The sequence below is a fragment of the Nocardia sp. NPDC055165 genome, from assembly GCF_053606985.1.
Map to the genome: position 1 here is coordinate 34,933 of NZ_JBSGSS010000008.1, position 14,719 is coordinate 49,651.

14 protein-coding genes are annotated in these 14,719 nt (G+C 68.6%); 13 read left to right on the forward strand and 1 reads right to left on the reverse strand.

Annotated elements, in window-relative coordinates; all coding sequences use genetic code 11:
• The first annotated feature begins 5 nt into the window (after positions 1–5).
• The 13 genes from ACWFRF_RS17920 to ACWFRF_RS17980 all read left to right on the forward strand — a co-directional run bounded on the left by ACWFRF_RS17920 (position 6) and on the right by ACWFRF_RS17980 (position 13,608).
• Positions 6–1,556 carry a radical SAM protein gene (locus ACWFRF_RS17920; protein ID WP_452451351.1) on the forward strand — a complete coding sequence of 517 codons (1,551 nt, stop codon included), beginning with the start codon at positions 6–8 and terminating at the stop codon, positions 1,554–1,556.
• A complete protein-coding gene (locus tag ACWFRF_RS17925; protein ID WP_378991692.1) occupies positions 1,553–1,825 on the forward strand; it encodes a hypothetical protein in 273 nt (90 codons plus the stop codon). The genes ACWFRF_RS17920 and ACWFRF_RS17925 overlap by 4 nt, the downstream gene beginning before the upstream one ends.
• Before the next feature lie 69 nt (positions 1,826–1,894).
• A complete protein-coding gene (locus ACWFRF_RS17930; RefSeq protein ID WP_379312100.1) occupies positions 1,895–3,343 on the forward strand; it encodes a S8 family serine peptidase in 1,449 nt (482 codons plus the stop codon).
• A gap of 8 nt (positions 3,344–3,351) precedes the next feature.
• Positions 3,352–3,963, forward strand: a complete 612-nt coding sequence (locus ACWFRF_RS17935) for a maltokinase N-terminal cap-like domain-containing protein (protein WP_449962460.1) — start codon at positions 3,352–3,354, stop codon at positions 3,961–3,963.
• An 87-nt stretch (positions 3,964–4,050) separates the two neighbouring features.
• Complete coding sequence (locus ACWFRF_RS17940) at positions 4,051–5,256, forward strand: GNAT family N-acetyltransferase (RefSeq protein WP_452451042.1); 1,206 nt, start codon at positions 4,051–4,053, stop codon at positions 5,254–5,256.
• A gap of 139 nt (positions 5,257–5,395) precedes the next feature.
• Positions 5,396–7,705, forward strand: coding sequence for an ATP-binding cassette domain-containing protein (locus ACWFRF_RS17945; RefSeq protein WP_452451353.1), 2,310 nt, complete (start codon positions 5,396–5,398; stop codon positions 7,703–7,705).
• A complete protein-coding gene (locus ACWFRF_RS17950) occupies positions 7,702–8,292 on the forward strand; it encodes a DUF308 domain-containing protein (protein ID WP_452451044.1) in 591 nt (196 codons plus the stop codon). The genes ACWFRF_RS17945 and ACWFRF_RS17950 overlap by 4 nt, the downstream gene beginning before the upstream one ends.
• Positions 8,293–8,511: 219 nt before the next feature.
• Complete coding sequence (locus ACWFRF_RS17955; protein WP_452451046.1) at positions 8,512–9,933, forward strand: three-helix bundle dimerization domain-containing protein; 1,422 nt, start codon at positions 8,512–8,514, stop codon at positions 9,931–9,933.
• A gap of 224 nt (positions 9,934–10,157) precedes the next feature.
• Complete coding sequence (locus tag ACWFRF_RS17960; protein ID WP_378629218.1) at positions 10,158–10,358, forward strand: hypothetical protein; 201 nt, start codon at positions 10,158–10,160, stop codon at positions 10,356–10,358.
• Positions 10,359–10,449: 91 nt separating this feature from the next.
• Positions 10,450–10,785, forward strand: coding sequence for a hypothetical protein (locus ACWFRF_RS17965; protein WP_379312105.1), 336 nt, complete (start codon positions 10,450–10,452; stop codon positions 10,783–10,785).
• A gap of 287 nt (positions 10,786–11,072) precedes the next feature.
• Positions 11,073–11,900, forward strand: coding sequence for an alpha/beta fold hydrolase (locus ACWFRF_RS17970; protein ID WP_379312106.1), 828 nt, complete (start codon positions 11,073–11,075; stop codon positions 11,898–11,900).
• 46 nt (positions 11,901–11,946) lie between these two features.
• Complete coding sequence (locus tag ACWFRF_RS17975; protein ID WP_379312107.1) at positions 11,947–12,375, forward strand: nitroreductase/quinone reductase family protein; 429 nt, start codon at positions 11,947–11,949, stop codon at positions 12,373–12,375.
• Positions 12,376–12,492: 117 nt separating this feature from the next.
• Complete coding sequence (locus tag ACWFRF_RS17980) at positions 12,493–13,608, forward strand: serine hydrolase domain-containing protein (RefSeq protein ID WP_452451047.1); 1,116 nt, start codon at positions 12,493–12,495, stop codon at positions 13,606–13,608.
• 63 nt (positions 13,609–13,671) lie between these two features.
• On the opposite strand, the gene ACWFRF_RS17985 is transcribed toward ACWFRF_RS17980, so the two are convergent.
• Positions 13,672–14,664, reverse strand: coding sequence for a helix-turn-helix transcriptional regulator (locus ACWFRF_RS17985; protein WP_452451049.1), 993 nt, complete (start codon positions 14,662–14,664; stop codon positions 13,672–13,674).
• Positions 14,665–14,719 lie beyond the last annotated feature (55 nt).

Consider the following 14,719-nt stretch of genomic DNA (forward strand, 5'->3'; position numbering starts at 1 on the left):
CCGGGATGCCGTTGCGGGGCGATCGGATCCTGCGCTACGTGACCGCGTTCTGTCCCCGCTGCCACGACGAACACCCCGACACCGCGCTGCCCGACGTCGCGAGACTGTCGGGGTGGCTCGCCGAACGCGACGGGAAGGTCTTTCTCGAACGAGGGTGTCGAACCCACGGCATGGTGCGGACCCTCTACGACGAGGACCCCGAAATCCTGGCCTACCTCGAAGAATGGACCGCTCCGACCAAAGCGCACCTGCCCGACACCGCGGGCAATTTCGACCCGGTGCCCTCGGCGTATCTACGGGGGCTGCCCGAGATGCAGACCCAGCACACCTGCATCCTGCTCGAAGACATCATCGACAGCTGTAACCTGCGCTGCCCCACCTGTTTCGCCGACTCCTCGCCCGAACTGCGCGGGGTGGTGTCGGTCGAGGACGTGCTGGCCAATGTCGACCAGCGCCTTGCCCGCGAGAACGGGCGCTTGGACGTGCTGATGCTCAGCGGCGGCGAACCGACTCTGCATCCACAGTTGGCGCGGCTGCTGACCGAATTGACCGCACGGCCGATCACCCGGATCCTGCTCAACACCAACGGACTGCGCATCGCCGTCGACGACGAACTGCTGGCGCTGCTGTGTGCCCATCGCGACCGGGTCGAGGTGTATCTGCAATACGACGGGGAAACCGCGCAGGCCTCCCGCCATCACCGTGGCGGTGACCTGCGTGTCCGCAAACAGCAGGCACTGCAACGGCTGTCGTCGAACGCCGTCTTCACCACCTTGGTGATGACCGTGGCCCTGGGTGTGAACGACGACGAGATCGGCGCGGTCCTGCGCACCGCCATGGACACACCGTTCGTCGGCGGGGTCTCGATCCAACCGCAATTCGGTTCCGGGCGTTCGGGAACGATCGACCCGATGAACCGGCTCACCCACACCGGTGTGCTGGCCCGACTCGGCCCCCAGACCGACGGATTGGTGACCTGGCGTGACCTCACCGCACTGCCGTGCTCGCATCCACACTGCTGCTCGGTGGGCTATCTGCTGCGTGACGACGCGGGTGAATGGCGGTCGCTGGTCTCGCTGATCGGGCACGAGAGACTGAAGCAGCAGCTGGGACTGGTGTCCAACCGGATCGCGGATTCGGCGCTGCCCGCCGAACTGCGGGTAGCGGTCCAGGAATCGTTGCTGGGATTGCTCTCGGAGCAGTCGTCGCTGTCGCATCCGGAGATCGGGCGGGTGTGGCGCAACATCTGCGAGAACTGCGATCTGGGGATGTCCACGCTGCTCACGCTGGCGTCGTCGGCGTTGCCGGGGCGGCGTCAACGGTTGCGCACACTGCTCGGGGAACGCGTTGTGCGGATCACGGTGAAACCCTTCATGGATATGTCGACGATGATCGAGGAACGGCTCACCCAGTGCTGCGTGCACGTGGGGACCCGTGCCGATGCCGATCAGTGCGCGCCGTTCTGCGCGGTGCAGGCCTGGCCCGCACTGTCGCGGCAGCGGTTGTCGGCGGCGGCACCGGCGGGGCGAGCGTTGTTGCCGGTGGAGGTGCGGTGAGCGAACGCGGGGTCTACTACGAGGAGGCGATGCGCGGGCAGCAACCGCACGACCCGTTGACCTTGTGTGTGGTCGCGACGGTGGCGTTGCTGACGTGGTTGGTGGGGCCGTGGGCGGTGGTCGGGTTCGGTGCGCTCGCGTTCGCCGGATACTGGCGGGCGTGGCGGGCGGGGTTGAAACGCAGTCGATGCTGGTTGCGCGATACCCGGCTGGTGCTGGGGTATGTCGGGGCGATCGCCGTGATCGGGGCCGTCGCCGCGGTGTGGTAGCGGCGTGTCGCCAAAGCCGGTGTGGCAGAACGGTAGCGGGCGGGCGCGGGGCACGGTTGACTGGTAGCCATGGCCTCCACCCGATCCAGCAGGCAGCGCCGACCCGGGGTGCCCGCACCCTCGGTCCCGCCGGGCGAACTGATCGTCGTCACCACGCCGACCGGCCCGGAGATCACGCCGATCGCGCTGCGCGAGAACCGGTCCGTACGCACCAGGGTCGACGAGCTCCTGCCCGCCACCGCGCGTCTGGTACCGATCTTCGGCCCGGACAACCGGCTCGCGGCCCGCCTGGCCGATACCCCGCAGGCGCCGGTCGCGGGGGAGTACCTCAGCTACTACTCGGTGCACGGTGAACTGGGCGACCTCGGAGAGCTCGCGCACCGGCTGCGCGAGGACGACACCGTCGCCGCCGCCTACGTCAAGCCGGCGGCCGAACCACCGCTGGCACCCCTCGCGGAGAACATCGTCGCACCGCGAGCGCCCGCTGTGACACCCGATTTCCGGGTCAGACAGGCCTATCTCGACGCCGCACCGCACGGCATCGACGCGGTGTGGGCCCATGGCAGGCCCGGCGGGCTCGGCACCGGCGTGCGGGTGATCGACGTCGAGGGCGCGTGGCGGTTCACCCACGAAGATCTGCGACAGAACCAGGGCGGAGTCATCGGCGGTACCGCCTCCGCCGATCTGGGATGGCGCAACCACGGCACCGCCGTCGCCGGCGAGATCAGTGGCGACCTCAACGAATTCGGCGTCACCGGAATCGCACCCGACGCCCACATCAGGGCCATCTCGATCTTCGGCATCGGCTCGGCCGCCGCGATCCGCTCCGCGGCCGACGCCCTGCATCCCGGCGACATCGTGCTCATCGAACTGCACCGCCCCGGACCACGATTCGACTACCAGGCCACCCCCGATCAGCGCGGCTACATCGCCGTGGAATGGTGGCCCGACGACTTGGCCGCCATCCGCTACGCGGTGAGCCGGGGCATCGTCGTCGTGGAAGCGGCGGGCAACGGCGGCGAGAACCTCGATGACGCCGTCTACGACACCCGTCCCGGCGACTTTCCCGCCACCTGGCACAACCCGTTTCGCGCGGGCCCCGCCGATTCCGGTGCCATCCTGGTCGGCGCGGGCGCCCCACCGCCGGGCCTGCACGGCCGTGACCACGGGCCCGCCCGCTCGCGTCTGGACTTCTCCAACCACGGCGCCCGCCTCGACACCCAGGGCTGGGGTCGCGAAGTCACCACCACCGGCTACGGCGACCTGCAAGGCGGTCCCGACGAAGACCTCTGGTACACCGACGAATTCAGCGGCACCTCCAGCGCGTCTCCGATCGTCGTCGGCGCCATCGCCGCCTACCAGGGCATTCGCACCACCGGCCCCGGCCGCGCGACCCCCGGCCAGATCCGGACCCTGCTCCGCACCACCGGCTCGCCCCAAACCGCCGCCCCCGGCCGTCCGACCACCCAGCGCATCGGCACCCTGCCCGACGTGCGCGCCATGACCGCGAAAGGCTGAGGCCCCCGATGGCAGTGATCCATCAGACCACCGTCACCCCGTCCAAGCGCGATCTCGTCGCGGCGTGGTTGCCCAGTCGGCAGTGGTACCTGGGCACGACCCCGTGCCTGGACAGAGTCGGTGGCTTCCGCCTCGACGACCCGGCCGGAGAGGTCGGGATCGAATTCGTGCTGTTCGTCGACGGGTCCGGTGCCGACCAGGTGCTGTATCAGGTGCCGATGACCTATCGCGGGGCACCGCTGCACGGCGGCGACTCGGCGCTGATCGGCACGGCCGAGCACGGGGTGCTCGGCCGGCGCTGGATCTACGACGCGACCCGCGATCCGGTCGCGATCGCCGCCGTCATCGATCTGCTGACCGGCCGCGCGACCGCTCAGGCTCAGAGTCTGAGCGACACGACCGACCCGACGGTCGTTGTGACACCGGCCGGGTCGGCCGACGGCAACCTCGGCCTGGCTGTGGACGGCGTCGCGCACACCGATGTGCCCTGGGGGTCCGCTGCCGTGCGATTCCATCGGGTGCCGGTGTCGTTGTGGGTCGGCGGAGCCGGTTCGGTCGCCGCACCCTCGGCGCTGGGCCCGGTTGTCGAGTTGATCAGCGTGGTGACCGACTGGGCATAGCGCTGCCCGTGCGTGACGGACCGACACGTGCTCTGCCGGGGAGAAAACCGGATGTGCCGGGGCGGGGTGGCGTGGCAGGGTACGAGCATGGCATCGGCGAAGAGCGTGTGCGTTCGGACGGCGACTCCCGCGGACTCCGCGGCGATCGCGGGGTTGCAGGAGGCCGGGTTCGGGATGCGGTACGGGAGTGATGAGAACGAATACCGGGGAGCGGTCTTTCCGGTCGAACGGTCACTGGTCGCGGTGGAGGGCGACCGGATCGTCGGGCACACGGTGGATCGGACGATGACGATCACGGTGCCGGGGGAGCGGACGGTGCGCGCGTGTGGGGTGTCGGGGGTCGCGGTGGCGCCGACGCACCGGCGGCGGGGGATCCTGCGCGAGCTGTATCGGGCCCAGCATGCTCGGACCGAGGCCGACGGGTTGCCGTTGACGATCTTCACCGCCAGCGAGGGCACGATCTACGGGCGGTTCGGCTACGAGGTGGCCGTCCTCGACACCGCGATCTCCATCGATCCGCGGCGTGCCGAATTCCGTTCCACCACACCGGATCCCGGTGGCGTCACTTTGGAAACGTTGCACGAGGCCGCCTCGCGGATCCGCGAGATCTACGAGCGCTGGCAGCAGGTGACGGCGGGGGCACAGGTTCGGCCGGATGCCAAGTGGGACCTGTTCTTCGCCGACATAGAACGCCACCGCCACGGTGCGACGACGCTGTTCGTCCTGCTGCACGCCGACGGCTATGCCCTCTATCGGCGCTCGCGGCGCGAGAACCGTGACATCGCCTCGGTGTGGGAATTGCGTGCGGTCACCCCGGACGCGCACGCCGCGCTGTGGCGGGTGCTGCTCGGTATGGATCTCGTCGACACCGTGGAAGCCGAGATCGCCGACGACGATCCGCTCGCCTACATGCTCACCGACCCGCGCACCGTGCAGATGACCCACCGCGGTGACGCACTGTGGGCGCGGGTCATGGATGTCCCCGCCGCTTTGACCGCCCGCGCCTACCGCGCCGACCTCGATACCGTCGTGGCGGTGCGCGATCCGTTCCGCGACGCCGGCGGGAACTTCGCCCTGCGGATCCGCGACGGCGTCGCCGAGTGCGAGCCGACCACCCGGACAGCGACTCTCGGCTTCGATATCAATATTCTCGGCGCCCTCTACTTCGGTGCCCATCGCGCGAAGACGTTCGCCGCCGCGCACCGGATCGCCGTCGAGGATCCGAAGGCATTGCGTGCGTTCGACGAAGCCTTCACCACCGACCGTGCCCCGCAATTGGGGTGGTTCTTCTAATATCTCGGCAACGGGCGCGTTCGCCCCGAAGGTTGCTCCCCCGGGAGTACGGTGGGTAGCTGTGGATTCGCACGAGGTCGATTCTTCGGTTCGGGTGCGTGGCGCCCGGGTCCACAACCTGCGTGATGTCGACGCGGACATGCCACGAAATGCCCTGGTCGCCTTCACGGGAGTGTCGGGTTCCGGCAAGTCTTCGTTGGCGTTCGGCACGCTCTACGCGGAATCGCAACGCCGCTACCTGGAGTCGGTGGCACCGTATGCCCGCCGGTTGCTGAACCAGGTGGAAGCGCCCGATGTCGACACCGTCACCGGCCTGCCGCCGACGGTGGCCCTGGCCCAGCGCCGATCCTCGCCGTCGTCACGCTCGACGGTCGGCACCGTCACCGCGATCTCGAACACGCTGCGCATGCTCATGTCCCGCGAAGGCGACTATCCCGACACCCCGGCCAGGACGGGCCCCGGGCACTACCCGGAGGGCACCAACCGTCTCTACTCCGACGCGTTCTCCCCGAACACCGTCGAAGGCGCCTGCCCGCGCTGCCACGGACAGGGCGTCGTCCACGAGGCCACCGAGGCGTCGATGGTCCCGGACCCGTCGCTGAGCATCCGCGAGGGCGCGATCGCCTCGTGGCCCGGTGCCTGGCAGGGCAAGAATCTGCGCGACGTACTCGGCGCGCTGGGCTACGACATCGACCGCCCGTGGCGTGAACTCTCACCCGCCGCCCGCGAATGGATCCTGTTCACCGAGGAGAAGCCGGTGGTCACAGTGGAACCGGTGCGCGAACCGCATCGCATCCACCGCCCCTATCAGGGCACCTACACCGGCGCCAAGCAGTTGCTGTTGCGCTCGCACGCCGAATCCAAGAGCGCGGCGACCAGGGCCCGCGCGGCCGAATACCTGCACACCGCCGTCTGCGGACTGTGTGCGGGTCGACGACTCAAACCCGAAGCGCTCGCGGTGACCTTCGCCGGGTACAACATCACCGAGCTCGCCGACCTGCCGCTCAGCGAACTCGTCGAGGTGCTGCGCCCCTACACCTCCGGCACGGAAGCCGCGGCGGTACTCACCCAGGACCTCACCTCCCGCATCGATGTGCTCATCGAGCTCGGGCTCGGCTATCTGAGCGTCGACCGGGAGAGCCCGACACTGTCCGGCGGTGAGCTGCAACGATTACGGTTGGCCGGACAGTTGCGGTCGGGCCTGTTCGGCGTCGTCTACATTCTCGACGAACCCTCGGCGGGACTGCACCCGGCCGACACCGCGGCACTGACGACAGTGCTGGACCGGCTCAAGCGCTCGGGCAACAGCGTGTTCCTGGTCGAACACGATCTCGACGTCGTCCGCCACGCCGACTGGCTCATCGACATCGGTCCCGGCGCCGGTGTGAACGGCGGTGAGGTGCTCTACGCCGGTGAGGTCGAGGGGTTGCGGCAGGTGGCCGACTCGGTCACCCGGCCCTACCTGTTCGACGAGATCGTCCGCGCACCGCGCGCGGCCCGCACCCCGACCGGCGAGCTCCGATTACGCGCCGTCACCAGCCACAACCTGCACGACCTCGACGCCGACATCCCCCTCGGGGTGTTCACCGCGATCACCGGCGTCTCCGGTTCGGGCAAATCCACTCTGCTGCACGCTGTGTCGACGACCGCCGCCGCCGACCCGGACATCGTGCGAGTCGTCGAAGTCGATCAGGCGCCGATCGGGCGCACCCCACGGTCGAACCTGGCCACCTACACCGGCCTGTTCGACACGGTCCGCAAACTCTTCGCCGCGACCGACGCCGCCAAAGCCCGCGGATACGGCGTCGGCCGGTTCTCGTTCAATGTCGCCGAAGGCCGTTGCCCGACCTGCCAGGGCGAGGGATACATCACCGTGGAGCTGCTGTTCCTGCCCAGCACCTACAGTCCGTGCCCGGCCTGCCACGGTGCGCGCTACAACCCCGAAACCCTCGACATCACCTACCGCGACAAGACCATTGCCGAGGTGCTCGATCTGACCGTCGACCAGGCCGCCGACTTCCTCGACGACGTCGACGTCGTCGCGCGCGCCCTGCGCACGCTGCGCGATGTCGGCCTCGGCTACCTGCGGCTGGGCCAACCCGCCACCGAACTGTCCGGCGGTGAGGCCCAACGGGTGAAACTGGCCACCGAATTGCAGCGGGCCCGGCGCGCGGGCACGGTCTACCTGCTCGACGAACCGACTACCGGGCTGCATCCGGCCGACACCGATATCCTGATGACACAACTGAATTCGCTCGTCGACAGCGGCGCCAGTGTGGTGGTGGTCGAACACGACATGACCGTTGTCGCGGGGGCCGACCACGTGATCGACATGGGACCGGGCGGCGGCGGGCAGGGAGGCCGGATCGTGGCGCAGGGGACACCGAAACAGGTGGCGGACAGTGCGGTCAGCCGGACTGCGCCCTACCTGCTGGAGCGGCTGACATGACCGGCAGCGCGGATCGGGCCCGCACCGCGATGCTCGTCGCCGGCGGATGTTCGTTCCTGCTCGGTGTGGCGCTGCTGCTGTGGCCCGGGCGCGACGAATCCACGCTGGCGACGCTGTTCGGGGTCTCGCTGATCCTGAGCACCGTGGTGCAGGTGTACCTGGCGTTCATGGCACGGATCGCGTTCCCGCTGCGGGTGCTGGTACTGGTCAGCGCCGCACTGACGGGGATCTTGGCGGGCCTGGCCTTCCAGGGCGGCAATATCGAACTACTGGCCCTGTGGATCGGCATCGGCTGGTCGGTGCGCGGTGTGGTGCACGCGCTGGTCGCCGCGTGGGACGACAGCGTCGAGGACGGCTGGGCGCACGAACTGTGCGGGCTCGCCACCACCGCGATCGGCATCGCCATCATCGCGATCACCTTCCAGACGGTCACCGGGCTGGCCACGATGGCCGGTGCCGGGCTGGTCGTGATCGCCGTGATGGAACTGCTCGCCGGTGGGCTCGGGCGGGCGGCGATGCAGGCGGCGCGCGGGTCCGCGACCGAGGAACAGCCGCCGCCGGTTCGGGCCGCTACCGAGCTGCAGTAGCGAATCACACACTGCGACTTCAAGATTCGAGGTTTACGCGAACTCACGGACAACGTGACATTGCGGGCAGTCGAGCGAGCGCTGAACTCTGCGTGCACCCTCGCTCACGGCTGGGGTATCTGTGCTGCGCGACGGTAGCGTGGCCCGCGGCGTGCGCACGGGGAGGGCCCTGTTCGGCGCGCCGCGTCCGCAGCCCGAATGTGAGCCCAGGAGAATGTGGTGTCGCGCGTAGTCCCCGGCGTAGCTGCCGATGCCGTCCAGCGTGAAGAGCTGGCTATGCGGCGCATGACCGAGAGTTTGGTCGAAGACCTGTCCGAGAACGTCCCCGTCGACCAGGTGACGTCGGCGGTCGGCGCCGCGCACCACCGATTCACCGGTAAACCGATCCGGGAGTTCGTGCCGATCCTGGTCGAGCGGATCGTGCGCCGCGAACTCGCCGATCCCGACCCGACGGTACGGGTTCCCGCCCCCGCGGCCGGCGTGCGCGCCGCGGAACTGATCGCGCGCGAGTCGAACACCACCGAGGAACCGCCGAAGCGTGCGGTGAGCAGGCGTGCGGTGGTGCCGTTGTCGATCGGCGCGGCCGTGGTCGTGGCCGGTGTCGTCGCCGGAGTCGTGCTCTTGCCCGGCGGCGCCGATGCGCCGGCCGCCGCTCCTGTCGCCGCCGTGACGGTGGTGCGCGGGGTGGTGGGGTCGGAGAAGATGTCGTTCTTCGCCGACGAGCGCGTGGCGAAGGTGCTCGCCGACAACGGCCTTCGGGTCGAGGTCGAACCGGCCGGTTCGCGCCAGATCGCGACCACCGTCGACCTCGGTGCGTTCGATTTCGCGTTCCCGTCGAGCATTCCGGCCGCCGAGCGAATCCAGCGCCAGCGCAACATCACCACCAAGTACACGCCGTTCTCGTCACCGATCGCCATCGCCACCTACCGGCCGATCGCGGACCTGCTCACAGCGGCCGGAGTGATCAAGCCCGGCCCGGTCGCGACGTTCGACATGGGCAAGTACCTGGAGCTGGCCGGGACCGGCGTGCAGTGGGACGACCTGCCCGACAACACCACCTACCCGGTCGCCAAGAACATCCTGGTCTCGACGACCGACCCGCGCAGCTCGAACTCCGCGGCCATGTACCTCTCGATCGCCAGCTATGTCGCCAACGACCACACCATCGTGCGCGGCGCCACCGCCGAACAGCACGTGTTGCCGGCACTGTCGAAACTGTTCCTCGCCCAGGGTTACACCGACAACAGCAGCGACGGACCGTTCAACCAGTACCTCACCAACGGCATGGGCCCGACCCCGCTGGTCTGTATCTACGAGGCGCAGTTCGTCGAAGCCGCGGGCAAGGGCCGGATCAAGCCGGACATGGTGCTGACCTATCCGACCCCGACGGTCCTGTCGAGCCACACCCTCGTCCCGCTCGACGCCACCGGCGACAAGATCGGCAAACTGCTCACCGACAACGCCGAATTGCGTCGCCTGGCCGCCGAACACGGCTTCCGTACCGGCGACACCGCCCAGTTCACCTCGGTTGCCGCCGAACGTTCGGTGCCGGTGGCCGCCGATCTGATCGACGTCGTCGACGTGCCGGCCTACGAGACCCTCGAGCACCTGCTCGACGGGGTTGCCAACTCCTACAACTGAACTCACCTCCCCGGTGCCGCGCAGCTCCCCGGCTGCGCGGCACCGGTGTTCCGGTGGCCAGGAGGACGCGTTCAGGACATGCGGCGTCGCACTGATTCGTGTTCAGGTGACGGGCGGACTGTAGTGCCGGATTCGGGGGTTGACACGAGTTCGGCGCACGACTGTACACTGATGTGTTGCCAGGCATCCGAGCTGGCCCGCACTGCGAATGGAGTTCCACCGAGATGGACAAATTCGAACCCGGCCGAGAACTGATCCACGAGCTGTCCATCGCGGCACGCCGCACCGGTACCGCGCTCGCCGCCATCTTGGGCGACGCGGGTCGCAAGAGCGCGCGCGAGGTGGTCGATCTGGCGCACGAGGGACGTGAACTGGTCGCCGGAACGCTGCGGGCCAGCGCTGACGAGCTTCGCCGCCGCCGTTGAGTGCGCGCCCGCGCGGATTCCTCCACACCGCTGCGGCGTTCGCGGGAAGTCCCCGCGGCGGCGGCGAGCGGGTCTCGGTAGGATTCGGCGGGTGCCAGATTCTTCCGAGATAGCCCGGCTCTTCGATCGGCGACCGCGCCACTGGGGGTCGCCCGCGGACCCGGTGGCTTGGAATGCGGTGCGGGACAAGGTCTGCGCGCAGGTCCCGCCGGAGACCGCGACGGAGTTCGTGACGCTGCTGCGGCGTGAGATCGTCCAGGTGACCGGGGTCGACGTCGACGATGCGGACGCGTTGTCCGGGGCGTCCGTGCTGGTCGAAGGGCGATCCGAAGCTGTGGACCTGCCGACCTGGCGCACCGTTGTGCTGCCGCTGCTGACTGCTCGCGCGCGGCAGCTGTACGGCGAACTGCCCACCGAGCGCCCCTGACGCATCACCTCGTCGGGCGCGCCAAGGCTGGCTCTCTCCGTCATGTTCGCGCACTTGCCCGTCCTTTGACGAGGAGGGCTCGAGAGCATTCAGTGCACGTCTGTACACTCCACGCGCTGGCCGTGTGCTCGCTGAGCCTGCACGTCGGCACCCCAGGGGCCACCGCAGAAATTCGCATGACCTGCGGAAGAGATTGTCGGAAAAGAATGTTCGTGGCGAGCGATGAGTTCTTCCGGCGCGCACCGTCTGTATGAGTGCTACCTGTAGCCGAGATCCGGGAGAGCCTCATGACCGCCAGTTCCGCCGTCACCACCGGCACCCTCGTGGTGCCGGACGCCTGCCTGTACTACGAGGTCCGTGGTGCGGGACCGCTGCTCGTCCTCGTCGGTGCCCCGATGAACGCCGCCTCGTTCGCCGCGGCCGCCGAACAACTCGCCACCACCAACACCGTGCTCACCACCGATCCGCGCGGGCATTTCGGCAGCCCCCTCGACGACCCGAATCAGGATTCGACGGTGCTCGCCCGCGCCGGGGACCTCGCCCAGCTCATCACCCATCTCGGCGCGGGCCCGGCCGTGGTGTTCGGATCCAGCGGTGGCGCGGTCACCGCGTTGGCCCTGGCCCAGACCAACCCCGACCTGGTCACCACTGTCGTGGCCCATGAGGCGCCGCTGCGTGAACTGCTCCCCGACGCCGAAGCCCAGCGCCCACTCACCGAGGACATCGTCGCCACTTACGCCACCGGCGATGTGATCGGCGCCTGGCGAAAGTTCTTCGCCCAAGCCACTATTGCCATCCCGGAACCGATGCTCGTAGAGATCTTCGGCGGCGACCGCGATCCCCGACAGGTCGCCAGCGAACGTTTCTGGTTCGCCCATGAACTGCGCCCGACCACCTCCTGGGTACCGGACCCGCCGTTGCTGCGTTCGATCCCGACCCGGGTGATCGTCGGGATCGGTGCCGAGTCCACCGGTCAGTTCTGCGATCGCACCTCGCGGGAACTGGCATCGGCGCTGGGCGTCGACCCGGTCCTGTTCCCCGGCGACCACATCGGATTCGTCAACGATGCCGTCACCTTCGCCGCCCGCCTGCAGGAAGTACTCGACGAGCCGTGAGCGTGGTTGCTCGCGCACGAGCGGGCCGGGGGAGAAGATGCCAGGCATGAGCGAATCACAGGACTGGAACAGCAAGATCATCGCCGAGTTCCGAGCCAACGAAGGGCGCGTCGGTGGGCCGTTCGAGGGTGCGCCGATGGTGCTGGTGCATCACCGAGGGCGGCGTACCGACCGGCAACTGGTGTCTCCGATGATGTACTTGGCCGACGAGAACGACCCGAAGCTCGTGTACGTCTTCGCTTCCAAAGCCGGTGCCCCCACCAATCCCGACTGGTACTACAACCTCATCTCGGCGGGCGCGGCCGACGCCGAGGTCGGCACCGAGACCTTTCCGGTCACCGTTACCGAAGTGACCGGCGACGAACGCGACCGCCTCTACGCCGAGCAGGCACGACGGTATCCCGGTTTCGCCGGATACGAGGAGAAGACGAAGGGCATCCGCACCATTCCGGTGCTGGCGTTGCGCCGGAACTGATCGGATGAGGTAGCGGGGCAGGGCAACCGGACCGCCCTGCCCCGCTACCGAAGACCGAGGCGGGGGTAGTACCGCAGTCCGATGCGTGTGCGGGCCTCGGCTTCCTACCGTTCGATCATGCGTTTTCGAACCCTCACTGCGCCGATATTCGCCGTCGCGCTGGGCTTGTCCGCCTGCACGACCAGCACGGCCGATCCCCTCGCCTCGGCTCGCGGGGACAGCGTGCGCGGCGACCTCCACGCGCTAGTCGGCTCCGGTGCCGTCGGAGCCATCGCCACGCTGACCGCGCACGAAGCCGACACCGTTATCGGTTCCGGACTGGCCGACGCGGGCGCGGCGACCCCGATCGGAACCGATGTTCCCCAACATGTCCGGGTCGGCAGTGTCACCAAGTCCTTCACCGCCGCGATCGTGTTGCAGCTGGTGGCCGAACACCGCGTCGACCTCGACAGGCCCGTCGACACGTATCTGCCCGGATTGCTCACCGGTGCGGGCGTGGACGGGCGCGCGATCACCGTCCGCCAGATCCTGGGCCACCGAAGCGGCCTGCCCGAGCCGGCCCGCTCCCCGGAGCTCGACGAACACGAAGCGGCGAAGAACGGCCGCACCTTCACCCCGGCTCAGGAGGTCGCCCTGGCCCTGGAACATCCGGCGAAGTTCGCGCCCGGCGGCCGGTTCGAGTACGCCAACATCAACTACATCGTCGCGGGCATGCTGATCGAAGCCGTGACCGGGCATCGCTACACCGACGAACTGCGCGACCGCATCCTGACACCGCTCGGCCTGTCGAATACCTACCTGCCCGCCACCGGCGAAACCGGTCTCCGTCAACCGCATCCGACCGGCTACACCACCGTCGACGGGACACTCACCGACACGACCCTGATGGAGCCGTCGGTGCCGTGGGCATCGGGCGCGCTGGTGAGCACCGGCGCCGATGTGAATCGGTTCTTCCTCGCGCTGCTGGCCGGTCGGGTCGTGCCCCAACCCCAACTCGCGCAGATGCTCGAAGGCATCGACATGGGCAACGGTGACGGCATGTCCTACGGTCTCGGCCTCGGGTACACCCAGCTGCCGTGCGGTGCGCAGTATGTCGGCCACATCGGCGGCATCCCCGGCTTCTCCACTGTCGCCGGTGCCACCAGGTCCGGCCTCGCGGTCACCATCGCCTATACCGGCACATCGTCGTCTGTCGATCTCGGCGGGATGCTCACCCACGCGCTGTGCGACTGAATCCTTCGCCTGGTCGGGGCGCCGACCGCCGTGCAGCAAGGTCGAGGTGACTCCGCGACGCCGTCAACGCGGAAATGGCACACGCTGCAAGTCGGCACCCGGTGCATCAACGATCGCGTCACGGCATCGCTCGCTCACCGTCCGCAGCGCCGCGACGAGCTCAGGCGGGTCGGTGACCGTGAATCCGATGTCCAGGGCGGTGATCATCCAGGCCAGTGCGGCAGGGGAATCGGCGCCCAGATACAACAGACAGCTGACATCGTCGACCGCTTTGAGGACGCCCATGCCCGGCCAGACCCGATCGGCCACCTCGGTGGCCGACCCGTGCAGGGTGACGACGGTGCGCCACGGCCACGACGCGACCGAGAGCCTGCGGGACAGATAGGTCGCCGCGTCACCGTCGGGCAGCGGTCGCGGGGTGAACCGTGGGCCCGTCGGCACTCGCGGCTCGAGCCGGTCGACGCGGAACGACCGCCAATCGGCTCGATCGACATCCCACCCGACCAGATACCAATGCCTACTCACATTGACCAGCGAATCGGGTTCGACATCGCGGCGAGACGTCCGACCGGCGTGATCGGTGTAGTCGAAGCGCAGACGCTCGTGGCATCGACACGCCTGCGCGATCGTCAGCAGCGTCTCGGGTGCCACCCGCGGTGCTTCGGCGGCGACCCGCACCATCGATTGCTGCAAGGTGGTGAGCCGGTGCCGCAGTCGCGAGGGGAGCACCTGTTCCAGCTTGGCGAGCGCGCGTAGCGAGGCGTCCTCGATACCGGTGACCGTGCCGCCCGAGGTGGTGCGCAAGCCGACCGCGACGGCCACGGCCTCCTCGTCGTCGAGCAGCAGCGGCGGCATCGACGCACCCGCTCCCAGCCGATATCCCGCGCTGCCCTGCCATGCCTGCACCGGATAGCCCAATCCGCGCAACCGTTCCACGTCGCGGCGCACGGTGCGCGCGGTGACATCGAGCTTGGTCGCGAGTTCGGCACCCGACCACGCGCGGCGGGTCTGCAACAGCGACAGCAGCCGGAGCAGCCGAGCGGATGTTTCGGACATCTCTCCATCATGCCGCGAACTTAGGAACAGTACTGACCTAAGTGCTGCCTAGCGT